Annotated in this window: 23 protein-coding genes; 5 read left to right on the top strand and 18 right to left on the bottom strand. The window is 71.9% G+C overall.

The features are described from left to right. Window positions 1–24 precede the first annotated feature (24 nt). Window positions 25–564 carry a LysM peptidoglycan-binding domain-containing protein gene (locus ACVW00_RS05995; protein ID WP_457109991.1) on the top strand — a complete coding sequence of 180 codons (540 nt, stop codon included), beginning with the start codon at window positions 25–27 and terminating at the stop codon, window positions 562–564. Then, entirely contained in the window at window positions 561–1,049 is a 489-nt protein-coding gene (locus tag ACVW00_RS05990) for an Rv3235 family protein (RefSeq protein ID WP_457109990.1), read from the top strand. The genes ACVW00_RS05995 and ACVW00_RS05990 overlap by 4 nt, the downstream gene beginning before the upstream one ends. Here the strand turns inward: ACVW00_RS05990 and secA are convergent, their stop codons facing one another. Next, entirely contained in the window at window positions 1,050–3,920 is a 2,871-nt protein-coding gene (secA, locus tag ACVW00_RS05985; protein WP_457109989.1) for a preprotein translocase subunit SecA, read from the bottom strand. A gap of 168 nt (window positions 3,921–4,088) precedes the next feature. Here secA and ACVW00_RS05980 point away from each other — a divergent pair, with 168 nt between their 5' ends. Both ACVW00_RS05980 and ACVW00_RS05975 read left to right on the top strand, forming a co-directional pair. Next, window positions 4,089–4,691, top strand: coding sequence for a TetR/AcrR family transcriptional regulator (locus ACVW00_RS05980; RefSeq protein WP_457109988.1), 603 nt, complete (start codon window positions 4,089–4,091; stop codon window positions 4,689–4,691). 1 nt (window position 4,692) lies between these two features. Further along, a complete protein-coding gene (locus ACVW00_RS05975) occupies window positions 4,693–5,811 on the top strand; it encodes a glycosyltransferase (RefSeq protein WP_457109987.1) in 1,119 nt (372 codons plus the stop codon). On the opposite strand, the gene ACVW00_RS05970 is transcribed toward ACVW00_RS05975, so the two are convergent. The 15 genes from ACVW00_RS05970 to ACVW00_RS05900 all read right to left on the bottom strand — a co-directional run bounded on the left by ACVW00_RS05970 (window position 5,808) and on the right by ACVW00_RS05900 (window position 20,156). After that, window positions 5,808–6,185: a PLD nuclease N-terminal domain-containing protein gene (locus ACVW00_RS05970; protein ID WP_457109986.1), complete on the bottom strand. Its 378-nt coding sequence runs from the start codon at window positions 6,183–6,185 to the stop codon at window positions 5,808–5,810. The genes ACVW00_RS05975 and ACVW00_RS05970 overlap by 4 nt on opposite strands. 15 nt (window positions 6,186–6,200) lie before the next feature. Next, the gene (locus ACVW00_RS05965; RefSeq protein ID WP_457109985.1) at window positions 6,201–7,397 is read right to left on the bottom strand and encodes a winged helix-turn-helix domain-containing protein; all 1,197 of its coding nucleotides are present in this window, start codon (window positions 7,395–7,397) and stop codon (window positions 6,201–6,203) included. Between the two features lie 145 nt (window positions 7,398–7,542). Further along, window positions 7,543–8,211, bottom strand: coding sequence for a response regulator (locus ACVW00_RS05960; RefSeq protein ID WP_457113077.1), 669 nt, complete (start codon window positions 8,209–8,211; stop codon window positions 7,543–7,545). A 77-nt stretch (window positions 8,212–8,288) separates the two neighbouring features. Continuing rightward, on the bottom strand, window positions 8,289–8,750 hold the full coding sequence (locus ACVW00_RS05955) for a DUF1360 domain-containing protein (protein WP_457109984.1): 462 nt from the start codon (window positions 8,748–8,750) through the stop codon (window positions 8,289–8,291). A 33-nt stretch (window positions 8,751–8,783) separates the two neighbouring features. Further along, entirely contained in the window at window positions 8,784–9,413 is a 630-nt protein-coding gene (hpf, locus tag ACVW00_RS05950; RefSeq protein WP_457109983.1) for a ribosome hibernation-promoting factor, HPF/YfiA family, read from the bottom strand. 383 nt (window positions 9,414–9,796) lie between these two features. Beyond that, window positions 9,797–10,492, bottom strand: a complete 696-nt coding sequence (locus tag ACVW00_RS05945) for a ComF family protein (RefSeq protein WP_457109982.1) — start codon at window positions 10,490–10,492, stop codon at window positions 9,797–9,799. A gap of 65 nt (window positions 10,493–10,557) precedes the next feature. Beyond that, window positions 10,558–12,309: an LpqB family beta-propeller domain-containing protein gene (locus ACVW00_RS05940; RefSeq protein WP_457109981.1), complete on the bottom strand. Its 1,752-nt coding sequence runs from the start codon at window positions 12,307–12,309 to the stop codon at window positions 10,558–10,560. Continuing rightward, window positions 12,306–13,898: an MtrAB system histidine kinase MtrB gene (gene mtrB / locus ACVW00_RS05935; RefSeq protein WP_457109980.1), complete on the bottom strand. Its 1,593-nt coding sequence runs from the start codon at window positions 13,896–13,898 to the stop codon at window positions 12,306–12,308. Before mtrB ends, ACVW00_RS05940 begins: the two co-directional genes overlap by 4 nt. 52 nt (window positions 13,899–13,950) lie before the next feature. After that, a complete protein-coding gene (mtrA, locus tag ACVW00_RS05930; protein ID WP_457109979.1) occupies window positions 13,951–14,691 on the bottom strand; it encodes an MtrAB system response regulator MtrA in 741 nt (246 codons plus the stop codon). Window positions 14,692–14,698: 7 nt separating this feature from the next. After that, entirely contained in the window at window positions 14,699–16,150 is a 1,452-nt protein-coding gene (ahcY, locus tag ACVW00_RS05925; RefSeq protein WP_457109978.1) for an adenosylhomocysteinase, read from the bottom strand. 108 nt (window positions 16,151–16,258) lie between these two features. After that, entirely contained in the window at window positions 16,259–17,191 is a 933-nt protein-coding gene (locus tag ACVW00_RS05920) for a cation diffusion facilitator family transporter (RefSeq protein ID WP_457109977.1), read from the bottom strand. Beyond that, window positions 17,191–18,222 (bottom strand): SIS domain-containing protein, encoded by a 1,032-nt coding sequence (locus ACVW00_RS05915; RefSeq protein ID WP_457109976.1) that lies wholly within the window; start codon window positions 18,220–18,222, stop codon window positions 17,191–17,193. The genes ACVW00_RS05920 and ACVW00_RS05915 overlap by 1 nt, the downstream gene beginning before the upstream one ends. Window positions 18,223–18,226: 4 nt before the next feature. Continuing rightward, window positions 18,227–18,397, bottom strand: a complete 171-nt coding sequence (locus ACVW00_RS05910) for a Trm112 family protein (protein WP_457109975.1) — start codon at window positions 18,395–18,397, stop codon at window positions 18,227–18,229. Next, the gene (locus ACVW00_RS05905) at window positions 18,394–19,767 is read right to left on the bottom strand and encodes a phosphomannomutase/phosphoglucomutase (RefSeq protein WP_457109974.1); all 1,374 of its coding nucleotides are present in this window, start codon (window positions 19,765–19,767) and stop codon (window positions 18,394–18,396) included. The genes ACVW00_RS05910 and ACVW00_RS05905 overlap by 4 nt, the downstream gene beginning before the upstream one ends. Window positions 19,768–19,784: 17 nt before the next feature. Next, window positions 19,785–20,156, bottom strand: coding sequence for a DUF3499 domain-containing protein (locus ACVW00_RS05900; RefSeq protein ID WP_457109973.1), 372 nt, complete (start codon window positions 20,154–20,156; stop codon window positions 19,785–19,787). A gap of 48 nt (window positions 20,157–20,204) precedes the next feature. On the opposite strand from ACVW00_RS05900, the gene ACVW00_RS05895 reads away from it, so the two are divergent. Next, complete coding sequence (locus tag ACVW00_RS05895) at window positions 20,205–20,642, top strand: metallopeptidase family protein (protein ID WP_457109972.1); 438 nt, start codon at window positions 20,205–20,207, stop codon at window positions 20,640–20,642. 12 nt (window positions 20,643–20,654) lie between these two features. Here the strand turns inward: ACVW00_RS05895 and ACVW00_RS05890 are convergent, their stop codons facing one another. Beyond that, entirely contained in the window at window positions 20,655–21,938 is a 1,284-nt protein-coding gene (locus ACVW00_RS05890) for a DUF5719 family protein (protein ID WP_457109971.1), read from the bottom strand. Continuing rightward, on the bottom strand, window positions 21,935–24,709 hold the full coding sequence (locus ACVW00_RS05885) for a glycosyltransferase family 2 protein (RefSeq protein WP_457109970.1): 2,775 nt from the start codon (window positions 24,707–24,709) through the stop codon (window positions 21,935–21,937). The genes ACVW00_RS05890 and ACVW00_RS05885 overlap by 4 nt, the downstream gene beginning before the upstream one ends. Window positions 24,710–24,750: the final 41 nt, after the last annotated feature.

The following is a 24,750-nucleotide window of genomic DNA, read 5'->3' as shown; positions in this document are numbered from 1 at the left end:
AAGCAAACGCAAAGGTTGTTCGCCGTGGACTCTCTCGGGACCGGCTTCGACGCGCTGCTCACCCGCGGTGCCGTCGGCGCCCTCGTGCTCGCCGCCTGCTGGGCGCTGGTCGTCGTCGCAGCGGTCGCCCTCGAGGCGCGCACCGAGGGCCGCCTCCGGCTCGCCGAGCGCACGGGCTGCCCACCGCGACTCCGGCTGTGGCTCCTCGGCGCCTTCGTCGCCCTGTCCGCCGGCGTCGCACCGGCGGAGGCCAGCGACGCCGGGTCGGGTCCGGCCCGCAGCGCAGGCCTCGCCGCGGCGCTCGACGGACTGCCACTCCCCGACCGCACCGCAGGCACACCCGGTCGCGCGGCCGTCCTGGTCGTGCAGGTCGAGCCCGGCGACTCACTCTGGCGGATCGCCCGGGCCCTCCTCCCGGCCGGGGCGTCCGACCCGGCCGTGACCGCCGAGGTCGCCGACCTGTACGCCGACAACCGACCGGCCATCGGCCCCGACCCGGACCTGCTCATGCCCGGCCAGCGCCTGCTGGTCCGGGACCACCACACCACCGAGGAGGCACCATGAACGGCATCACCCGGCTGCACACGATCACCGCGCCGACGGTTCGCGGACCGGCGGTGCCGGTCGCCCAGGCGCAGGGAGCACTCGCGCTCGACCTCGACGACGCGCCGGGCCTACCGGCGCGGCCCACGCTGCGGGTGGTCACCGGCGAGGAGCGCGAGCTCGACGCCTTCTCCGCCCGGTTCGCCCAGGCGGTCGTCGAGGTGATCGGCGGCGACCGCGGCGTCCACCAGCTGATGCGGTGGACGACCGAGCACGTCTACGCCGACCTCATGCACCGCAGCCATGCGCTGCACCGGACGACCCCCGGCGACCAGCGACTGCGCCGAGTCCGGGCCACCGTCCGCAGCGTGCACCTGTTCCGCCCGCACGACGACGTCGCCGAGCTGAGCATCCACGTGCGCCACGGACAGCGCTCGCGCGCCATCGCCGCCCGCATCGAGCGGATCGAGGGCCGCTGGCGCTGCTCGGTGCTCGACTTCGGGTGATCAGCCGCCGGCGCGGGTCGTCTGGCCGGTGGGCCCGCCGGCCCGGCCGTGGCACATCTTGTACTTCTTGCCGGAGCCGCACGGGCACTTCTCGTTGCGCCCGACGGTCGCGTACGGGTCGTCGGCGTTGCTGATGGTCTGACCGCGCATCTCCACCTCGCCCTGCTCGGTCGGACCGGCGTAGGTGAGGTTCTGCGGCGTCCTGGGCGCGTCCAGGCCCTTGGCCCTGATGTGGAAGGCGCGGGCCGCCTCGGCGTCCGCCTCGGCCGCACCGGTGCCGATCGGCCGGAACTTCGGCGGGTGGTCGTGGCCCTCGTGGCCGGGCTCGATCTCCATGCCGGGCGGGACGACGATCTCGCCTGCCTCCTGCTCGTCGTCCTCGAGCTGCACCTCGAGATTGAACAGGAAGCCGACGGTCTCCTCGCGGATCCCTTCCTTCATGGCGTTGAACATGTCGAAGCCCTCGCGCTGGTACTCCACGAGCGGGTCGCGCTGGGAGTAGGCACGCAGGCCGATGCCCTCGCGGAGGTAGTCCATCTCGTAGAGGTGCTCGCGCCACTTGCGGTCGAGCACCGAGAGCATCACGCGACGCTCGAGCTCGCGCATGACCTCGTCGCCCACCTCCGCCTCGCGGGTGTCGTAGGCCTGCTGCGCGTCGGCCTGCAGCACGGTGAGGAGCTCCTCGCGGTCGAGACCGTCGCGGCCGCCGGCCTGCGCCTCGAGGTCCTGGTAGCGCAGGGAGATCGGGTAGAGCGTGCCGAGCGCGGTCCACAGCGCCTCGAGGTCCCACTCCTCGGGGAAGCCCTCGGTCGCCGCGACGACGTACGTCGCGACCGCCTCGTCGATCATCGCGCGGATCTGCTCGTGCAGGTCGGCGCCCTCGAGCACCTCGCGCCGCTCGGCGTAGATGACCTCGCGCTGCCGGCTCATCACGTCGTCGTACTTGAGGACGTTCTTGCGGGACTCGAAGTTCTGGCTCTCGACCTGGGCCTGCGCCGACTGGATCGAGCGGGTCACCGACTTGTTCTCGATCGGTACGTCGTCGGGCACGCGGAGCGCGATCAGCACCCGCTCGACGAACGCGGCGTTGAACAGCCGCAGCAGGTCGTCCTCCAGCGAGAGGTAGAACCGGGACTCGCCCGGGTCACCCTGACGGCCGGAGCGACCACGCAGCTGGTTGTCGATGCGCCGCGACTCGTGCCGCTCGGTGCCGAGGACGTAGAGGCCGCCGAGCGCCTTGACCTCCTCGTGCTCGGCCGCGACCTGGGCGGTGATCTTCTCGACCATCGCGGGCCACGCGGCGTCGTAGTCCTCGGCGTTCTCGACCGGGTCGAGGCCCTGCTTGCGCAGCTCCTGGTCGGCGAGGAACTCCACCGAGCCACCGAGCATGATGTCGGTGCCTCGGCCGGCCATGTTGGTCGCCACCGTGACCTGGCCCTTGTGGCCGGCCAGCGCGACGACCTTCGCCTCCTCGGCGTGCTGCTTGGCGTTCAGCACCGAGTGCGGGACGTTGCGCTTCTTGAGCATCGCGGAGAGCCGCTCGGACTTCTCCACCGACGTGGTGCCCACCAGCACCGGCTGCCCGGCGGCGTGCCGCTCGACGAGGTCCTCGACCACTGCGTTGAACTTGGCCTCCTCGGTCCGGTAGACGAGGTCGGGCTGGTCGGCACGCTGCATCGGCTTGTTCGTCGGGATCGGGACGACGCCGAGCTTGTAGATCTTGTCGAACTCCGAGGCCTCCGTCATCGCCGTGCCGGTCATGCCGGAGAGCTTGGAGTAGAGCCGGAAGTAGTTCTGCAGGGTGATCGTCGCGAGGGTCTGGTACTCCTCGCGGACGGTCACGCCCTCCTTGGCCTCGATCGCCTGGTGCAGGCCGTCGTTGTAGCGACGACCCGACAGGATCCGGCCGGTGTGCTCGTCGACGATGAGCACCTCGCCCTCGAGGACGACGTACTCCTTGTCGTTGTGGAACAGCTCCTTGGCCTTGATCGAGTTGTTCAGGAACGAGATCAGCGGGGTGTTGGCCGACTCGTAGAGGTTCTCGATCCCGAGGTGGTCCTCGACCTTGGTGATCCCGGGCTCGAGGATGGAGATCGTGCGCTTCTTCTCGTCGACCTCGTAGTCGGTGTCGCGCCTCAGCGTCGCGGCCACCTTGGCGAACTCGGCGTACCACTTCACCTCGTCCTGGGTCGGGCCCGAGATGATCAGCGGCGTCCGCGCCTCGTCGATCAGGATCGAGTCGACCTCGTCGACGATCGCGAAGTGGTGGCCACGCTGCACGCACTCCTCGATGGAGTTGGCCATGTTGTCGCGCAGGTAGTCGAAGCCGAGCTCGTTGTTGGTGCCGTAGGTGATGTCGCACGCGTAGGCGACCCGGCGATCGGCCGGCGTCATGTCCGGGAGGATGACCCCCACCGTGAGGCCGAGGAAGTGGTGGACACGACCCATCCACTCCGCGTGGTACTTGGCCAGGTAGTCGTTGACGGTGACGACGTGGACGCCGTGACCCTCGAGCGCGTTCAGGTACGACGGCAGGGTGGAGACCAGCGTCTTGCCCTCACCGGTCTTCATCTCGGCGATGTTGCCGAGGTGGAGCGCCGCGCCACCCATGATCTGCACGTCGAAGTGCCGCTGGCCCAGCACCCGCTTCGCCGCCTCACGGACGGTCGCGAACGCCTCGGGCATGATGTCGTCGAGGGTCTCCCCCTCGGACAGGCGCTTGCGGAACTCGTCGGTCATGCCCTGCAGCTCGGCGTCGCTCATCGCGACGAAGTCGTCCTCGATCGAGTTGACCGCCTTGGCGATGGTGTCCAGCTGGCGGAGGATCTTCCCCTCGCCGATGCGGAGGATCTTGTCAACGATGGCTGGCACGGTGTGGGGCTCCCAAAGAAGAATGGCGACGCGTCGGTGATGCGGCTGCCAACTCTACCCAGCAGCCGCACACGGGCGCGGCCCGTCGGCGGTATTCGCCGAGGCACCCCAGATTTCGTGTCACTGACCATTGACATGAATGGTTATTTCATGTGAACTTCCATTGACATGAAAACGAAGCGCACGTACACCATGACGGCCCGCGCGAAGTCCGCGGAGGAGACCCGCGTGCGGATCATTCGGGCCGCCTTCGAGCTCCAGACCGAACGGCTCACCGCCGAGATCTCGCTGGAGGACATCGCCGCGCGCGCGGGCGTCACAGTCCAGACCGTGCTGCGCCGGTTCGGCAGCAAGGCCGAGCTGTTCCAGGCGAGCCTGGACCTGATCAACTCCGACATCGCCGAGGAGCGCCGCACACCGGCCGGCGACGTGCCGACCGCGATCCGGGTGCTGGTCGACCACTACGAGAAGCACGGCGACTTCGCCCTGCTCATGCTCGCCCAGGAGAACGCCTACGCCCACGTCCGACAGATGAGCGATGCGGGCAAGCAGATGCACCGGAACTGGGTGAGCGAGGTGTTCGGTCCACTCCTCGCGTCCGGCACCACCGACCACGACGAAGCCGTCGACCTGCTGGTCGTCGCGACCGACGTCTACACCTGGAAGCTGATGCGCCGCGACCGCGGCCTGTCGCGCACCCAGACCGAGCAGCGCATCAACACCCTGGTGTCCGCCGTCCTCGCGGCCACCACCTTGTCGAAGGGCCACTGAGATGACCGAGATCCTGATCGCCACCTGGGACGGCGGCGGCAACGTTCCGCCCGCCCTGCTGATCGGCCGCGAGCTCACCGGCCGCGGGCACGGCGTCCGCGTCATCGGGCACGAGACCCAGCGCGCGGAGGTGGCGGCGGCCGGCCTCCCGTTCGCTGTCTACCCCACCGCGGAGCCGTTCGTGGGCGCGGACCACAACACGGCGCCGCGGATGATGGGCCTGTTCTCGGACCTGAAGATCGGCGCCGACGTGGTCGCCGAGGCGGCCCGTCAGCGGACCGACGTCGTGGTGGTCGACTGCATGCTGACCGGCGCCGTGCGGTCCTGTGACGCCGCCGGACTCCCCTACGTCACGGTGGAGCACCTCTACGACGGCTATCTGCGTGGCTCGTGGCTCAAGGGCCCGATGGGCATGGCGTCGCGGATCAAGGGGCGGCGTCCGGTGCGGTCGTGGGGCCGCGCCCGGCGCGCGCTGGTGGTCAGCCTGGCCGATCTCGACCCCGGCGCCGACCGGCGCAAGCAGCCGGACAACCTGATCTGGACGGGCCCGGTGCTCGACCTGCCTGCGCCCCACGACCTGACCGCCCATCCGGCGGCGATGCTGATCAGCCTGAGCACCTTCAACTTCCCGGGCATGGCCGAGGCGATGCAGAACCTGCTGGACGCAACCGCCGATCTGGACGCGCGGGTCATCGTCACCACCGGCCCGGTCGTCGACCCCGGGTCGTTGCGGACCGCCGCCAACCACGAGGTGCACCGCTTCGTCCCGCACGACGAGCTGATGCCACAGGTCTCGCTGGTCGTCGGGCACGGCGGGCACGCCACCACCATGCGGGCGCTCGCCCACGACCTGCCTCTGGTGGTGATGCCGATGCACCCGATGCTGGACCAGCCCCTGGTCGGCAGGACGATCGAGCGAGCGGGTGCGGGCGTCGTCGTGGCCAAGAAGGCGAAGCCAGAGGAGCTCAGGCCCGTGATCACCAGGTTCCTGGCCGACGGTCCGCACCGCGCGGCGGCGGCTCGGCTCGGTGCGGCCATCCGGACCGCGAACGGCACCGTGACCGCGGCGGACCACGTGCTGGCAGCCGTCGGCGCGGGCAACGGGGTGCCGCAGGCCTAGGGAGTGCCGTCCTCCTCGCGCCGCTTCTTCTCCTCGGCGGCCTTGCGGCGCTGCTCCTCGGCGCGCTCGCGGACCCGGCGGAGGAACTCCTCGTCGGACTCAGGGTTGGCCGCTGCCGCCCGACCGGGCCGGTCGTACTCGGGGAACTGCGGCACCGAGCGCTCGTGGGCCGAGGCCGGCCGCGGACCCGACTGCGGGCGCCCGGCCGCGAGCCACGCGATCGAGCCGATCGGCGGGAACAGCAGGATCAGCAGCAGCCAGGCGATCTTGGGCAGGTTGCGGACCTGGTGCTCGGGCGTCTGGATCAGGTCGATCACGCAGAAGACGTCCAGCGCCAGGAGAAGCAGGAAGAACCCGCCTTCGACGCGGATCATGAGGCCCTCCTCGAGTCAGGGTGCACCGGATCCTAGGGCGGAACCCAGCGGGCCGCAGAGATCTCCGCGTTTTGCCACCGCGACCTCCTCGAGGCCGAGCCAGCGGGCCAGCGACCGCAGCTCCGCCGCCAGCTCCTCGGCGGTCTCTGCGGGCGCACCTGGCTCGGCGAACGCAGCATTGACTCGCAGCACGCCGCCGGGCCGGTCGGCCTTCAGGTCCACGCGAGCGACGATGCGGTCGCCGAGCAGGAAGGGCAGCACGTAGTAGCCGTGCACCCGTTTGTGCTCGGGCACGTAGATCTCGATGCGGTAGAAGAAGTCGAAGAGCGACTCGGTGCGGGCGCGCTCCCAGATGAGCGGGTCGAACGGGCTCAGCAGGGCGCGGGCCCCGACCCGCCGGGGGATGCGCGCGTCCCGGTGCAGGAAGTAGCCGGACTGTCCCTCGACACTGACCGGCACGAGCTCGCCGTCCTCCACGAGCGAGGCGATCGCCGGGCGGACGTGCGCGACGGGCATCCGGTAGTAGTCGCGCAGATCCCGCGCGGTCGCCACGCCGTGGGAGATCGCGGCCCGCCGGACCAGCTCGCGGTGGGCGTCCTCGTCGCTCGGCACAGGAAGCGCGAGAACCGCGCGCGGGATGACGCGCTCGGGGAGGTCGTAGACGCGCTCGAACTGCGCGTTGCGCCCGGCCACGGCCACCTCCCCGCCGAGGAAGAGGCACTCCAGCTCCTTCTTGGCCTCCGACCAGTTCCAGCCCCAGTTCTGCTTGGCGCGGGGCAGCCCGTCGTCGAGGTCGCGCGCGGTCCTGCGGCCGCGCTCCCGGAGCTCGGCCAGCAGGGAGTCACCGAGAGCCCGGTTGCGGCCCTCCATCCACGGGTGCCCGTCGTCGCGGTAGTGCCGCATCCGGTGCTGCATGTGCGGCCACAGGTCGACGGGCATGAACGCCGCCACGTGGGCCCAGTACTCCACCAGCCTGCGGGGCGCCCGGCCCGAGGCCCGGTCGAGGAGAGCGGTGTCGTAGGGCCCCATCCGGCTGAACAGCGGCATGTAGTGGGCGCGCTGGAGCACGTTGACCGAGTCGATCTGCAGCACCCCGGTCCGGCGCACGGTGCGGCCGAGCGTGCGCAGGTCGGGGGTCGCGTGCCGCGGGTCGAGGAAGCCCTGCGCGGCGATCGCGATCCGGCGCGCCTGGGGACGGCTCAGCGACTGCATGGGTAGGAGGTTAGTCAGGCGTGCGGACACATTTCCGTGACCGGGTGCGCACTGTGCCCGGTTCGCCGAGCGGCAGAAGCCGCCCTCCCCCGCTTCGCTCCTCCGGTGCGTTTCAGCCCGCTCGGCTCCATCCCCTTCGCTTCGCTCAGGGGATGTCGAGGAGCTTCTCTCGTACGGCGTACATGACCGCCTCCATGCGGGAGTGCAGCTGCAGCTTGTCGAGGATGTTGCGCACGTGGTTCTTCACGGTGTTCTCGCTGATGAACAGCTGCTTGGCGACCTCGCGGTTGTTCAGGCCCTTGGCCACGAGCCGGAGGACCTCGAGCTCGCGGTCGGTGAGCCGCGGGGCGCCGGTCTCGCGGTCGGACCGCGAGATCTGCTTGAACTCGTCGATCAGCTTGGCCGCCATCGACGGGCTGATCAGCGACTGCCCCTCGGCGACGACCCGGACCGCCTGGGCGACCTCGTCGATCGAGGAGTCCTTGAGCAGGTAGCCCGAGGCGCCGTTCTTGACCGCTTCGTAGAGGTCGCCCTCCTCGTCGCTGACCGTGAGCATGATGATCCGGGCCGACGGGACCTGCTCCTTGATCCGCATGCAGGCCTCGAGGCCGCTGCGCTTGGGCATCCGCACGTCGAGCAGCACCACGTCGGGAACGGTCTCCAGGACCAGCTCGATCGCGCTGTTGCCGTCGCCCGCCTCGCCGACGACCTCGATGTCGGGCTCGACCCCCAGGAGCATGGTGAGGCCCCGCCGGAAGAGCTCCTGGTCGTCCACCACGACGACCCGGACGGCTTCCGCGGCAGCGGGCTTCATCTCTGGCACCCGTGAATCATGACAGAAACGTCGTTCTCGTAATGCGCTTCGCCAAGGCTGGCCACGGAGTGGCCCGCTCAGTCGGTCCGCAGGCGGGCGTAGAGGTGCTGGAGCGCGTCGGATCCGCCGACCACGGCGAAGACCGCCGCCCAGGCGCGGGCCGCGCGGGGTGCCAGGGAGAGCCCGGCGACGTACGCGGTCGCGGTCCAGGGAGCCAGGCAGAAGGGACAGGTGAGCAGCTCCCCGACCGAGTGCAGCGGGTGGTCGGACCGGACACGGTCCTGGACCTCCCCCGAGCCGAGCGGCTTCTCGAACTCGGTGAACGGCGCCCGGATGGGCGTGGTGATGGCGTCCTTCGCCAGGATCCGGGTGAACTTGTGGGTCGCGACCGCGCCGATCACCAGGTCACGGGTGGTGAACCGCTCGGGCAGCTCCTTGTCGGCGGCCCGACCGGCGAGCACGGCCGCCAGGACGCTGGTGCCGAAGACGGTCAGCGCACCGAGGTACCCGGGAATCCGGTCATGGGTGCCCTCGGCCATGCCCGTCGTTACCCGCGACGGCGGGCCGCCATGTCAGGAGCCGTCGAGGTCGAGCGAGATCACGCCGTAGTCGTAGCCCCGGCGCCGGTAGACCACCGAAGGCCGCTCGGACTCCTTGTCGAGGAAGAGGTAGAAGTCGTGACCCACGAGCTCCATCTCGTAGAGCGCCTGCTCGAGGGTGATCGGGGAGGCAGGGTGGGTCTTCTCGCGTACGACGAGAGGCCCCTCGCCGTCGATGGCGACCGGACCGACCTGGTGCTCGGCGATCTCGCCGTCGTCGGCCGCCTGGGTGCCGCTGGAGCCGTTCCCGTTGGTCCGGGCCATCGCCTTCGCGACCGACTCGGGAGCGTGCTGGCCGCGATGGACCTTGCGGCGGTCGGCGGCGCGGCGCATCTGCGCGGACATCTTGTCCAGCGCGAGGTCGAGGGCCGCCATCTTGTCCTCGGCAGCAGCCTCGGCGCGCAGGACCGGTCCCTTCGACTTCGCGGTGAGCTCGACGCGCACCTGGCGGTCGGGTTGGCGGGCGTTGCGTTCGCGCTCGAGCAGGACCTCCACGCGGATGATCCGGTGATCGTGCTTCTCGAGGCGGGAGAGCTTGTCCTCCACGTGCTCACGGAACCGTTCCGAGACCTCGCACTGCCGACTGCTGACCACAACGTCCATGCAGACCTCCCACTGTCCGGGCGGCGACCGCCCTAGGGTTGAACCGGGATGAAGGATGGAGTCCGCCCGGCCGACCTGGTCTTCGACCCCACACCCGCCTGCTGAGACGTTCGCAGCTTGTCTGCCACTACTGGCCTTCTCCGTCGGGACCCCGCATCTGGCAGGGAGCGACGGGCAGGACTTACGACTAAGCCGCACCGTGATCGGCGCTGCAGGCCGAGGGCCTGCGACGCCTTACGTGGACCGTTTCGCCTGCGACTGGCATCGGCTTGCCGGGCGGTTCCGCGCCGGTGTCCAACACTGGGACATGTCCGGCCCGGGACCTGCTCGACGCAACCACGGACCCAGGCGGACTCCATACACAGACGTTAGCGGCACCCCCCTCATTTCGGTAGGAGATGGCGTCGGCGGGTGGCCGCCACGCAGCAGATCGCGGCGACCGGCAGCCCGATGTCCTCGAGCGCCCGCTGCGCCTCCCGGGCGGTCGAGCCCCTCGTCAGCACGTCGTCGCAGACCACGGTGGTGACGGGAGTGCCCGACCGGGCCAGCGCGCGCACCTGACCGGGCCTGACCGCCATCCGGTCGGCGAGGTTCGCAGCCCTCTCCACGGCCGTCAGGCCGGCCTGGTCGGCCACGACGTCCCGCTGCCGGAGCACGGAGCAGACCACGACGTCGGCGCCGGCGGCGCGCAAGGTCCGTGCGGCCGCCCGGGTGATCCGGAGCATCGGGTCATGCCCCCGGGCGCGTACGACGGCCGGCCGTGACGGGACCGGCACCAGCACCGTGCGCCCGCGGGACGCCATGCCGGCCCGCACCGGAAGGACCAGCGCCTCGCCGAGCGGCCGGGCCAGCGCGAACGCACGGCGCTCCTTGTGCAGCAGGATCATCCGGCGCACCGGATCGGCGTACTCCGCCGCGGCGAAGGCGGGGGCCAGGCCGTCAGGGCACGGATGCGGCCGGACCGGCCGGGCCTGCAGCGGGAGCGCCTCGCGGCACCCCGGGCAGAGCAGGCGGCCGGGAAGGGCACAGCACACGCAGGCGCCGCCGAGGGCCAGGTCGAGCCAGTCGTCGAGCCACACCGGCCCATCGTCGCGCCGGGGAGCGTCGCGCCGCGCGGCAGACCGCGGGCCCTGTGGACACGCACCTACTCCGCGTAGCTCGCCGCCACCACGTTGGTCAGCGGGTCCCGCAGCCACTGGCTGCCCTCGGCGAGCGCGAACACCCGTCGGTCGGCGGTGACCACGCGCAGTGCCAGCGCAGGATCGGGCCGGGCGACGAGCCCGGCGAGCGCACCGGGGACCGCCTTCGGCGGACCGCTGCCGGGCACCCCCTCCGGAGCCGGCGAGCCGTCGAGCTCGACGTACACGACCTGGTCGGCCGCACCCGCCGGCCGGGTGAGCACGGCCACGGTCGTCGCGTCGATCTGGGCCACGTCGCGCGCCGGTCCCAGGTCGGCGCCGCTGACCTGGAGGGTGCGTGCGCCGAGCGCCTCGCGCAGCCTGCCGGAGGCGCCTCGGACCAGGCTGCTCACCTCGACGGTGGGGTTGGCGCCGTTGGCGAGGACGGCGACCAGGGCGCTGCCGTCGCGGGTCACGGTGAACGCGCTGACCGGACGGCCGCTCACACCGCCCACGTGCACGATCCGGTCACGGTTGCGGGCAAACAGGTGCACGACGGCACCCTCGGCGGAGTCGTCGACGAACCAGAGCCCCCCGAACCGGTCGTACGCGGGCCGGAGCACGTCACGACCGCCGTCGAGCACGGCACGCACCCGGGCCGCCGAGTGGCCGCCCTCGTCGGGCGCGACGAACACACGCCGGCCACTGGCACTGACGGCGGCGATGGCGTGCTCCCGGGTGCTCCAGGCCAGCGAGCGCAGCGCGAAGCCCGGCTGGCCGAACGGCCCGGCAACGGGCACGGCTGTCTCCCCGTCGTCCCGGAGGACCCGGCCACCGCTGATCGCGAGCAGCTCCCGTTGCGGAGAGGTGACCGGGTCGTACTCCGGCCCGATGCTGACGCTGACGTCGGTGCGGCCCCCGGACAGCGGCACCGGAGACCCGTCGACGGACAGCCGCAGCCGGGTGATGCCGGGCACCTGGCGCAGCGTCCACGCCAGCTGCACGACCATCCGGTTGAGCTCGGCGGGCGGGAGGGAGAGCACGGCCCGGCCGAGCGGGACGTCCGCGATGCCGACGTCGTTGACGACCACCGCCAGCCCGTCGAGGTCGAGCTTGGGCGGCAGGGCGGAGACCGCGACGTCTCGCTGCGCCCGGGGCGGGCCGGCGAGCAGCCCGCGGACCAGGTTGGTGGCGGTCTGCTCGCCCCTGGGCAGATAGACCCGCGTCGGCACCAGTACGGTCCCGGTCCTGTCGAAGTAGTAGAGGTTGTAGCCGACGAACAGGCTGTCGAAGTAAGACGTCGGCACCGCCAGCGCGTTCGGCGGGTTGTCGATCCGCCACTGACCCCCCTCCTGGACCAGGGTCAGCGGCAGCGTCCTCGTGGTGCCGTCGGTGCCGTCGAGCCACGCACCGGACGGCGAGAGCCGGAAGGCACCGCGCAGCTGCGCGGTCACCACGTCGACCGCGCTCGTCAGCGTCGGCGCGTCGTACACGATCGTGCCCTTGGTGGGGGTCCACGTGTCCTTGGCCCGGCTCGACAGGAAGCTGCGGGCCACCGCAGTGCTCGGCGGGTTGGCCTGCATGGCGAGCAGGAAGCCACGGACGATGCCCGCCGGGCTGTCGTCCTTGGTGGGCCCGGACGGCGTGAAGTAGGGCAGCTGGCTGGTGTCCTTCGCGCGGCGGGTGTGCACGACCCCCGAGTCCGGCAGCGTGGAGCACCCGCAGACCAGGGCGACGAGCAGGCTCGCGCACGCGAGCCGGAGCGGTCGTGGGCTCATCGCGCGCCCTCCATCTGCGGCGCCGCGTCCTCGGGGACCAGCGGCAGCGGGCTGTGCGCCAAGGGGTCGCCCGCCCGGCGGGGCACCGTGAGGCGGAACTGGGCTCCCGCGTCCGGAGAGCCCCAGACCTGCAGCCAGCCGCCGTGCAGCTGGGCGTCCTCGAGGGCGATCGCCAGGCCGAGGCCGGTGCCGCCGGTCGAACGGGCCCGTGCCGGGTCCGCGCGCCAGAAGCGGTTGAACACCATCGCGGACTGGCCGGGCCGCAGGCCGACGCCGTAGTCGCGAACGGTCACCGCGACCGCGTGCGGGTCGGCACCCACCCGCACCACCACCCGCGAGTCACCGCGGACGTTGGCGTGGTCGATCGCGTTGCTGACCAGGTTGCGCAGCACGCGCTCGATCCGCCGCTCGTCGACCTCGGCCACGCACGGTGTCGGTGCCTCGAGGACGAGGGACACGCCGCGCTGCTGGGCGAGCGCCGCCGACTGGTCCACGACCCGGTGGGCGACGTCGACGAGGTTCACCTCTGCCAGCTCCAGGGACGCGGCGCCTGCATCGAACCTGCTGATCTCGAGCAGGTCTGCCAGGAGGTTCTCGAACCGGTCCAGCTCCTTCTGCAGCAGCTCGGCCGCACGGGCGGCGACCGGGTCGAAGGACTCGCGGGAGTCGTGCAGCACGTCGCCGGCCATCCTGACCGTGGTCAGCGGTGTGCGGAGCTCGTGGGAGACGTCGGAGACGAACTGGCGCTGGACGCGGGAGAGCTCGACCAGCTGACGGATCTGCTGCTGGAGCGCGTCGGTCATCTGGTTGAACGAGGTCGCCAGCCGGGCGACGTCGTCCTCCCCGTGGACGTGCATCCGCTCCTCGAGCCGGCCGGACGCGATCCTCTCCGCGACCCGACGCGCCAGCCGGACCGGGGTGATCACCTGCCGGGTCACCAGGAAGACGATCGCGGCGGTCAGCAGCACCAGGAGCACCCCGGAGGTGACCAGGGAGCGACGGACCAGGTTGATGGTGCGCTGCTCGTCCTCCATCGGGAAGACGTAGTACACGCCGTAGGTGCCCCCGTCGGAGGGCAGCACGACGCGCGACCCGACCACGACGGACGGCGGACCGTCGCCGGAGGAGCGCTGCAGGCGCGTGTAGGTCCACGACGTCCCCGGCGACTTCGCGACCGCCCGCTGGAGCGGGCGCGGGACGGTCGCCGCGGAGATTCCCGGGGTCTTGCGGACGCCGGTCGGCGAGCCGACGCCTCCGTCGGACCCGGTCGGACCGAGCACCACGACGTAGTACCCGCGGAGGTCGCCCCGCGAGACCAGCGTGGCCGCGAGCTGCGTCAGCTGGGTCGCCGGGTCGAAGTCGGAGCTGCCGGCGGACTCGAGGCGCTCGCGTGCCGAGGTGGTCTCGCTCTCGGCCTCGGCGACCGAGGCGACCACGCGCGTGTGCACCAGCCCGTCGGAGATCTGCCGGATCAGCAGCCAGCCGACCGAGCCGGCGACGACGGCTCCGAGCACCACGATGGTGGCCACCACGCGGGTGCGGATGGACCTGCGCCAGAAGGTGAGGCCGCCGGCCAGCGCCCGGGGCACACGCTGCCAGCCTGAGGTCGCGCCGGGCTCCGACGGGCCGGCCGCGGAGGGGTCAGGCCTGGGCGGGCTCGCCACCGGGGCCGCCGTCCGCCGGCTCGGACACGCCGGCCTTGTAGCCCACTCCACGCACGGTCACCACGATCGCCGGGTGCTCGGGATCGTGCTCGACCTTCGCGCGCAGCCGCTGGACGTGCACGTTGACCAGGCGGGTGTCCGCCGCGTGGCGGTAGCCCCAGACCTGTTCGAGCAGCATCTCGCGAGTGAACACCTGCCACGGGCGCCGGGCAAGGCACACCAGCAGGTCGAACTCGAGCGGGGTGAGCTGGATCGGCTTGCCCCCGCGCGTGACGCTGTGGCCCGCGACGTCGATGCGCAGGTCCGCGACGGTGATCATCTCCGGCGTCGGCGGCTCGAAGTGCCGCATCCGCGCGCGGATCCGCGCGACCAGCTCCTTGGGCTTGAACGGCTTGGCGATGTAGTCGTCGGCCCCGGACTCGAGACCGACGACCACGTCGATGGTGTCGCTCTTGGCGGTCAGCATGACGATCGGTACGCCGGACTCGGCGCGGATCTGCCGGCACACCTCGATGCCGTCCGTGCCGGGCAGCATCAGGTCGAGCAGGACCAGGTCGGGCTTGTAGTCGCGGAACGCCGAGAGCGCCTCGTCCCCGCGCGGAACGATGCGGCTCTGGAAGCCCTCGTTCTGCAGGACGAGCGTCAGCATCTCCGCAAGAGCCGCATCGTCGTCGACGACGAGGATGCGCGCCCGCCCGACCTGGTCCGGTTGTGTCAAGAGGTGCTCAGTACCGGTAGTGGTCGGACTTGAACGGGCCCTCGACGGGCACGCCCAGGTAGTCGGCCTGCTCCTGGGTCAGGGTGGTCAGCTCGACGCCGAGGGCGTCCAGGTGCAGCCGGGCGACCTCCTCGTCGAGGTGCTTGGGCAGCACGTAGACGCCGACCGGGTAGTCCTCGACCTTGGTGAAGAGCTCGATCTGCGCCAGCACCTGGTTGGTGAACGAGTTCGACATCACGAACGAGGGGTGCCCGGTCGCGTTGCCGAGGTTCAGCAGCCGGCCCTCGGACAGGACGATGATCAGCTTGCCGTCAGGGAAGATCCACTGGTGGACCTGGGGCTTGATCTCGTCCTTGACGATGCCCGGGATCCTGGCCAGGCCGGCCATGTTGATCTCGTTGTCGAAGTGGCCGATGTTGCCCACGATCGCCTGGTGCTTCATCTTCTCGAAGTGCTCGACCCTGATGATGTCGAAGTTGCCGGTCGTGGTGATGAAGATGTCGGCGTACTCGACGACGCTCTCGAGGCGCTTGACCTCGTAGCCGTCCATCGCGGCCTGCAGCGCGCAGATCGGGTCGATCTCGGTGACGATGACGCGCGCACCCTGGCCGCGCAGCGACTCGGCGGAGCCCTTGCCGACGTCGCCGTAGCCACAGACGACGGCGACCTTGCCGCCGATCATCACGTCGGTGCCGCGGTTGATGCCGTCGATCAGGGAGTGCCGGCAGCCGTACTTGTTGTCGAACTTCGACTTGGTGACCGAGTCGTTGACGTTGATCGCCGGGAAGAGCAGCGAGCCCTCCTTGAAGCGGTCGTAGAGGCGCAGCACGCCGGTGGTGGTCTCCTCCGAGACGCCCTTGATGCCGTTGGCGATGGTGGTCCAGCGCGTCGGGTTGTTCTCCAGCGAACGGGCCAGGACGCGCAGCACCTCCTTGTACTCCTCGTTGTCGGTCGAGTCCTGGCCGGGCACCGCGCCGGCCTTCTCGAACTCGACGCCCTTGTGCACGAGCAGGGTGATGTCGCCGCCGTCGTCGAGCAGCATGTTCGGGCCGATCACGTTGCCGGCCTCGTCGGTGAAGTCGAAGACCTTCTCGGCCTCGTCCCAGTACTCCGCCAGGCTCTCGCCCTTCCACGCGAAGACCGGCGTGCCCTTCGGGTTGTCGACGGTGCCGCCACTGCTGGGCGGCCCGACGACGACCGCAGCCGCCGCGTGGTCCTGGGTGGAGAAGATGTTGCAGGTGGCCCAGCGGACCTCGGCGCCGAGGGCGACGAGGGTCTCGATGAGCACGCCGGTCTGGATGGTCATGTGCAGGGAGCCGGCGATGCGGGCGCCCTTGAGCGGCTGGGCGTCGCCGTACGTCGTGCGCAGCGAGACCAGGCCGGGCATCTCGTGCTCGGCGAGGGTGAGCTCCTTGCGGCCGAAGTCGGCAAGGGTCAGGTCAGCGACCTTGAAGTCCATGATGTTCCTAGCTGGTGTGTCGAGGGATTCGGGCGAGGCTGAAGGCAGGCTCGAGGGCCTGTTCAGGGCGTCTGGCCACGGTCTCGTGCGAAAGGCGCGGAGCCAATACTAACCACGGAAGAGGTCCGGCTCGACGTAGATCGAGGTCGCGACCGGCACGGCCGCGCGCACGGCGACCTCCGCACGGTCGATCGCCGACGCGACGTCGGCGGCGGAATCGGTCGCCTCCACCCCGATCTTCACCGCGACCAGCAGCTCGTCTGGGCCGAGGTGCATGGTCTTGAGGTGGATGACCCGCTCCACGCCCGCGGTCCCGGTGAGCGCCGCGAGGATCGACTGCTGGACGTCCTCGGAGGCGGACTCGCCGAGCAGCAGGCTCTTGGTCTCCACCGCGAGCGCCACCGCGACCAGGACGAGCAGCAACCCGATCAGCGCGGTGCCGCCGGCGTCGAAGTACTGGTTGCCGGTGACCAGCATCAGCGTGACGCCGAGGAAGGCGAGGACGAGCCCGAGCAGCGCCGCGAAGTCCTCCAGCAGGATGACCGGCAGCTCGGGCTCCTTCGCGCGCCGGATGAACTGCGCGTAAGACGCGCTGCCCCGGATCTTGTCGGTCTCGCGGATCGCGGTGCGGAAGGACATCCCCTCCAGCACGATGGCGACGGCGAGCACGACGACCGGCACGAACCGCTTCCAGTCGTCGCCGATGTCGGAGTGACCGGCGTGGACCTCGTGGAACTTGTGGTACGCCTCGTAGAGGGCGAACAACCCGCCCACGCTGAACAGCACGATCGCCACGATGAACGAGTACACGTAGCGCTCGCGTCCGTAGCCGAACGGGTGCTCCTCGGTCGCCTCGCGGCGCGACCGCTTCCCGCCGAGCAGGAGCAGTCCCTGGTTGCCCGAGTCGGCGACGGAGTGGATCGCCTCGGCCAGCATCGAGGAGTAGCCGGTCAGGAAGAACGCCACGAACTTGGTGACCGCGATGCCCAGGTTCGCCAGGAGGGCAGCGACGACCGCCTTGGTGCCACCTTCGGTCGACATCAGTCGGCCTCGAGGAGGCCGACCCGCAGGTAGCGGGCGGCGAAGGTGCCGGTCGCGAGCAGGGCGGCGTACCGGGCGACGTCGCCGTCGGCCTCCGTCGTGACGGTCTCGACGCGGACACCGCGCTCGTCCGCCTGCTGCGAGAGCCGGTGCCGTGCTTCGGCGACGACCGGGTCCGGGGAGCCGTCGTCGAGGATCAGCAGCGACGGACGCAGGTCGGGGACCTCGTCGGCAAACGGATCGGCGAAGACGTCGGACGGAGCGGCGGCGTCGAGCACCGGCAGCAGGTGCTCGGCATCTGCGGCAAGGGCGGCCCGGCCGCTCGCGCGGCGGAGCTGCTCGGCGATGCGTCGCGCGGCCCGCGCGGCGAGCACGGTGCCGCCCCACAGCAGGGGGCTCGTCTCGGCGATGCCACTGGCGAGCAGCTTCGCCGGGTTGACGGCGAGGTCGCGGTAGGGCCCGCAGCTGAGCGCGACGTCGTCGAGCGCCGACGCGACCACCTCGGGGTCGGTGTCGGGCCCGAGGCCGAGCCGGTCGAGGAGGTCGAGCATCACCACGGCGGTGGCGAGCTGGTCGCCGGTCACCGTCGGCAGCAACGTGGAGTAGCGCCCGGGCGTGTGCCGGCCGACGAGGGACTCGTCCGGGGTGGCCACGACCAGCTGGCAGCCGCGGCGTACCGCCTCGGCGACGCCCGCGGCCGTGCCGGGGTCCGAGCCGTCCGGGGCCAGCACGACGACGAGGTCGAGCGTGCCGGCCCATCCCGGCAGCCCGGCTCCGGGCCAGGCGACGAAGGGCACCGGGCAGACCGGCTCGAGGACCGCGCGCAGCAGCCGCGAGTCCGGGCCGGCCGCGACGATCGCACGCGGGGGCGACTCGGCCAGCCGCGACACCGCCGCGGCCACCGCCTCCGCAGCGGTCACCGACTCCAGCCGGACGCGGGCACCTGCCTCGGCGATCCGGCGCAGGTCGGGCTCGGCGCGGCTCAGTGCGGCCCCGTCGTCGAGGAGGCCGTCGTCGAACGCGGGCGACATCACCTCAGGCCGGCCGGCGAGCCTCGTCGACGAGCAGCACGGGGATGTCGTCGCGCACCGGGTAGGCGAGGCCGCAGCCGGTGCAGACGAGCTCCTCGGCCGCTTCGTCCACGGACAGGGACGCGTGGCACGCCGGGCAGACGATCAGGTCGAGAAGTCCCTGGTCGAGGTTCATCGAGTCGCTCCTTCGCCGTCGGACCGGATCATCGCGAGCACCTCGTCGCGGATCTGCTCCATGGTCTCCTCGTCCTTGCCCTCCGCGTTGAGCCGGAGCAGCGGCTCGGTGTTGGACGCGCGGACATTGAACCACCAGTCGTCGTGGAGCACGCTGAGCCCGTCGAGGTGGTCGAGCGTCACGCCCGGACGCGAGCCCCACTCCTGCTCGATGCGGGCGAGCATCGCCGCCTGGTCGGCGACCTCGGTGTTGATCTCGCCGCTGGCCACGTGCCTCGAGTACGGCGCAAGCACCTCGGACAGCGGCGCATCCTGCTCGGCGAGCGCCGCGAGCGCGTGCAGCGCGGCGAGCATGCCGGAGTCCGCGCGCCAGAAGTCCCGGAAGTAGAAGTGCCCGGAGTGCTCACCGCCGAAGATCGCGTCGGTCTCGGCCATGGTCGCCTTGATGAACGAGTGCCCGACGCGGGTGCGCACCGGCTTCCCGCCGAGCTCCTCGACGATCTCCGGCACCGCACGCGAGGTGATCAGGTTGTGGATGATCGTGCTGCCCGGCTCCTTGGCCAGCTCGCGCGAGGCGATCAGCGCGGTGAGCACGCTGGGGCTGACCAGCTCGCCGCGCTCGTCGACCAGGAAGCACCGGTCGGCGTCGCCGTCGAACGCGAGCCCGATGTCGGCGCCGACCTCGCGGACCTTCGCCTGCAGGTCGGCGAGGTTGGCCGGGTCGATCGGGTTCGCCTCGTGGTTCGGGAAGGTGCCGTCCAGCTCGAAGTACAGCGGCACGACGTCGACGTCGACCTGGCCGAGGACGGCGGGAGCGGTCAGGCCGGCCATCCCGTTCCCGGCGTCGACGACGACCTCGAGGCGCCGGCCGCGCACGGGCGCGAGCGACAGCAGGTAGGTCGCGTACTCGGCGAGGAGGTCCTGCTCGCCGATCTCGCCGGTGCGCTCCCCCGTCACGGTCTCGCCCGACGCCACCCGATCGCGGATCTCGGCGAGGCCGGTCTCCATACCGACGGGGGTGGCGTGGGACCGGCACAGCTTGATCCCGTTGTACTGCGCGGGGTTGTGGCTGGCGGTGAACATCGCGCCGGGCCGAGCCAGGTGGCCGGAGGCGAAGTAGAGCTCGTCGGTCGACGCCAACCCGATCAGGGTGACGTCGGCCCCGGCTGTGGCAGCGCCGTCGGCGAAGGCCCGCGAGAGCTCCGGCGACGAAGGCCTCATGTCGTGGCCGACCACCACCTGGTCGGCCCCCGTCACCACGACGAACGCATTGCCCACCCGGCGCGCGAGGTCGGCATCGATCTGGTCCGGGACGGTGCCGCGCACGTCGTACGCCTTGAAGATGGCCTGCAGGTCGGGGTGGGTCGCCATGACCCGAACCCTAGTAGTCAGTCGGAGTGCTCCGAGCGCAGCACCCTCAGGTGGCCCTTGCGGCCGACCTCGCGCATCTCGAACGGTGCCCGGTCGTGGCCCGGCTCCTCGACCGCGCGGGGCTGCGCCGCCTCGCGCACGGCATCGGCCAGGGCGAGCAGGTCGTCGGCGGAGTGCGCGTGCGGGTCGTCCTGCACCAGGCGCAGCACGTCCCAGCCCCGCGGAGCGCTGAGCCGGTCGCTGTGCACCTCGCACAGGTCGTAGGCGTGCGGTTCGGCGTACGTCGCCAGCGGACCGAGCACCGCTGTCTGGTCGGCGTAGACGTAGGTGAGCGTGGTCGTGGCGGGGCGGCCGCAGGCAGTGCGCGAACAGCGACGGAGCAGGCTCACGCGCCGAGGGTACCCGTCGGCACGGCCGTGCCCGGCTAGGCTCGCGGCGTGGCTCCTCCCACTCGCGCCCGGGATCGGCACGGCCGCGGCATGCGCGGTCCGGCCTTCGCCGAGAGCCCGCTGGCGCCGGCGGGCGTGCCGGCACGCCGGACCCCCGCGGACCACTTCGACCACGTCGCGCTGCGGATCATGCGCGCGGTCGTCGCTCCGTGGATCGACCGGCTCGGCGACGTCGAGCTCGCCGTCGAGGAGGTGCCGGTCCTGCCTCCGGGCTGGTCGGCCCCGACGGTCCCGCTGGCGTCGTACGTCGAGGCGAGCGGAGCCGCCCGGCCGCGCCTGGTGCTCTTCCGGCGTCCGATCGAGCACCGCACCGAGACCCTCGCCGACCTCGAGACCCTCCTGCTCACGGTGATCGTCGAGCAGCTCTCCGAGGTGCTCGGGATCCCGGTCGAGGAGGTCCTCCCGGGCTACGAGGAAGAGGAGTAGCTCGCCGATCGGTCACCAGGCGGGTCGCACGACGGGCAGCAGCACCGAGCCGATCGCCGGGGTGACGCCGCCGGTGGCGATGCCGGCCGGATCGCTGACCGTGAAGCCGGCGACCGCGTCCAGTCCCTTCGCGACCAGCCGCACGTAGCGGGTGCCCGCGGGCAGCCGGGTCGCGACGCTCGACGCCTTCGGCACCGTGACGGTGGTGTCGGCGAGCTGCTTGCCGGATGCGGCGAAGGCGGTGAGCGCGACCGACGACGCGGGACCGACTGACGAGAGCACCACGTCGCCGGTGCCGCTCGGGACCGCGAACGTGGTGCTGCCGCTGACCGGCCCGACCCCCGTCGCGAACGCGACGTCGCCCCCGGTGACCGTGCGCACCGCGGCAGTGACCGGCTGGTCGGAGCTGACCCGGACGGCGAGCGGGTCACCGTTGAAGGCTCCCGCCAGAGACACCGACGCCACCGAGTCCGGCGGGACCGTCACCGTCGGGTTGTCCTTCGGGGCGAACGTGCCGGATGCGCCGATCAGCTGCACCGAGACCACGGCCTCCAGCTGCCGCGGGTTGGCCACCACCAGGGTCGCCCGGTCGGGCTTGGCGGGCAGGCCGGTCATCGTCACGGTCGTGGCCGGCGCCGACTGGCCGGGCAGCCACTCCTGCACCGGCTTGCCGACCACGCCGGGCGCGAACCGGTCGGCCGCCGAGACCGACACCAGACCTCTCTTCGCCACGATGTTGACGGCGAGGTCGCCGATGGCAGGCGCCGCCTGCGCCAGGTCGATGACCTGGGTGCCCCCGGAGGGGATCGTGATGCCGTGCAGGCCAGGGCCCTGGACCGGGCCCTCGGACCCCAGGACGTCCAGGTCGAGGACGGCCTGCCCGGCCCGGGGGTTGGTGATGGTGAGGACCGTGTCGTGGCTGACCGTCGCCGCGCCGGCGCCGACGAACCACCAGCGCGCCCGGGGCTCCGGGCAGGGCAGCCACGCGAGCCAGTCCTTGGCGCGCGACTCCTGCCCGGCGAACGACCCGAGCGCGACAGACTTGTCGTCGTCGAAGACCTGTGCCGAGTCACCGATGGCAACGGGCGCCGCGAGCGCGTCGTCCACGTGCCCGTGGGTCGCGGTGGCCCCGGGGATCCCACCGCCGCACGCGAACGTGCGCTGGTCCAGCTCGACACGGTCGAAGGTCCGCACCGGAGCGCCGATGCCGCGCGGCGTCGTACCGGCGAGCGTGAGCACGGCGGCCGTGAGCGCCACCACCATCACGCCGAGCACGGCGGTCCTCCCCGACCTCATCGCCGCCGCCGCCGTTCGGGCGCGGCCAGGACGAGGCCGGTCGCCACGGCCAGCAGGTCGGCGAGGACCCAGACCCTCCGGAGCGGGTCACCGTGGCCGTCGAGGGACCGCAGCGTGGTCGGCTCCTGGACCACCCATGCCCGCGACCCGCGGCGAGGGGCGCTCGAGCCGCCGAACCCGTTGGCCGAGTCGAGCCCGCCGCTGACGGTGCCCGCGACCGGCGGCGGTGCGTACACGTACTTCACGCCGTACGACGCGAGCGCAGCCGCATCATCGGTGCGCGCCGACGACAGCAGCCGCGCGACGAGGTCGGCGAACCGCGAGCTCGGCGGGGTCAGTCCGAGCACCGCTTCGTCGCCGAGCCGGTGCACACCCGACCGGAGCACGTCGTACTGGATCCCGCGCCGCAGACCGCCCTGGATCACCAGCACACCGGCAGTGTCCTTGCCCGAGGCGAGCTCCTGCATGTAGGTCGGCACCTCTCGCGGATCGGCGCGCGCGAGCGGACCGTTGTCGCCGTGCGACACCCACCAGACCGTGCCGAGCGCCGGCGCTGCGAGGGCGGCGACGGACGCCACGGCCGCGATCGGCTGCCTCCAGCTGAAGCTGCTCCCGGAGGCGACCTTGATCGCGCCGTCGGCGGCGATCACCGCCGCGAGCACGTAGCCGGCCTGCATCAGCAGCACCAGGAAACCGGGCCACGGCCGGAACTCGACCGGTACGCCGGGCAGCGACACCGGCACCCGCGACTCCGCCGCCAGCACGATCGCGGCAGCCAGGATCACGACCCAGACCTGGAGCACCCGCGCGCGCGTGTCCGGGCGGACGAACGCTGCCAGGCCGGCGAGCGGCAGGCCTGCGGTCAGCCAACCGGGCGCCTCGCCCGGCCCGCCGGCGCGGCCCAGGAGGAGGTCGACCAGGTGGACGTCGATCGGCAGCGCACCGGTCCGGCCCGCCTCGACCAGCCAGGCACCCGGAGTGCCGATCGTCGCGACCGCCCACGGCAGGACGAGGAGCAGCGGCAGCACCAGCACCACCGCGATCTCGCGACCACGCCCCCGCGTCGCGCCCGAGACGCCGGCGAAGAGCACCACCACCACCATCACCAGCCAGGCGGGCGGCACGAAGGACACGAGAAGCCCCGCGAGCAGCGCCGTGCGCCAGGCCGCCCGCCACCGGCGCACCGAGGCGTCCGCACCGACCTTGCCGAGGCCGAGCGCGGCGGTGGCGAGCCACGGGAGGATCACCGCGCCGGCGACGGTGCCGAGCCGCCCCTGCGCGACCGAGCCGGAGACGACTGGCAGCAAGCCGTAGGCCGCGGCGCCCCACAGCGGCGCCCACGGACGCCCGGTGACGCGGCGCAGGAAGCGGAGAGCGCCGACGAAGGCCAGCGGCACGGGGAGCACGAAGAGCAGCACCAGCACGAGTCCGGCATGACCGAGCAGCACGGTCGCGGAGACGGCGAGTGGCAGGAGGTACGCCGGCCCCGGAGCGTCCGTGCCGGTGCCGAGCCGCAGGTTGCTCGATCCCCAGACGTGCCACCAGTGGCCGGCGCTCTCGGGCGCCGGCAGGAGCGCCCCACCCTGCAGCGGACCACCCTGGAGCAGGTCGTGACCGGCCACGAACGCCAGCACGAAGCTGGCCGCGACGGCCCAGAACGTCGTCGACCGGAGCAGCCTCAGGCCGAGACCGAGCTCCGCGCTGCCGGGCGGTCGGCGGCGCTCCGCCTCGTCCCGGATGCTGTCGGCGATCGCGACGCCGACATCGGTCACGTAGTCGAGGCCGTGGCGGTAGGGCAGCCAGAACGGCGCCAGCAGGGGCCTCACCTCGGAGTGCGGGACGACGGCCGCACCGGCGCGGGCCCGGCGTGCCCGGAACGCCCGGAAGGGATGGATGAAGACGCGGAGCAGCGCCACGACCTCGTCCGCAGCCTCGCCCGGTGCCCGCACCAGCAGCAGGCCGATGGCACGCAGCAGGGCGCCGGTCACCATCCGCACCGACCGGAACGGGATCGTCCACGCCGGGCTGTTCACGAGCAGGGTGTACTGGGCGGCCTCGCGGTCCTGGCGCCCCGGATGGTGGACCAGGTCGGAGTCACGGCGGCCACGTCGCGACGCCTCGACGTGGAACACGATCGCGTCCGGCACCACCACTGTGGTGTGCCCGGCACGCGCGACCCGCCACCCGAAGTCCAGGTCGGTGCCCAGGACGGGGAGCAGGTCGTCGAACCCCACGGACTCCAGCACGTCGCGGCGCACCAGCATGCCGGCGGTGTTGACGGCGAGCACCCGGTGGGACTCGTCGTGCTGGCCCTGGTCGTACTCACCACGCTCGAGGCCCGTCTCGCGCCTCCCGGTCCCGGTGAGCGTGACCCCGACCTCGAGCAGGCGCTTCAGCGAGGGCCACTCGCGGATCTTGGGGCCGAGGACGGCGACCTCCGGCGCCGCGTGCTCGGCCACCTCGGCGAGGGCGGCCAGGGCGCCGGGTGCCGGCGCGAGGTCGTCGTGGAGCAGCCAGACCCATTCGTCCGGCTCGGCCGCCGGGGCCCGTTCGAGGCCCGCCCGCACGGCCGCGCCGTACGCCGTCCGCGTGTCCAGGTGCACGACGCCGGCGCCGAACGCGCTCTCCAGCAGGCTCACCGAATCGTCCGTCGAGCCGGTGTCGACGGCGATGATCTCGTCAGGCAGCCGGGCCGAGCCGTCGAGCCCGGCGAGCACCGCGGGGAGCCAGCGGCCGCCGTTGTGGCTGACCAGGAGCGCGGTGACCTTCACGGGGGGCCACCCTAGGCCACCCCTCCCAAGCGCTCCGGGGT

This window comes from Marmoricola sp. URHA0025 HA25, from assembly GCF_054059435.1.
The sequence above is the reverse complement of the archived record's forward strand: the minus strand, read 5'-3'. Positions and strand labels throughout refer to the sequence as shown.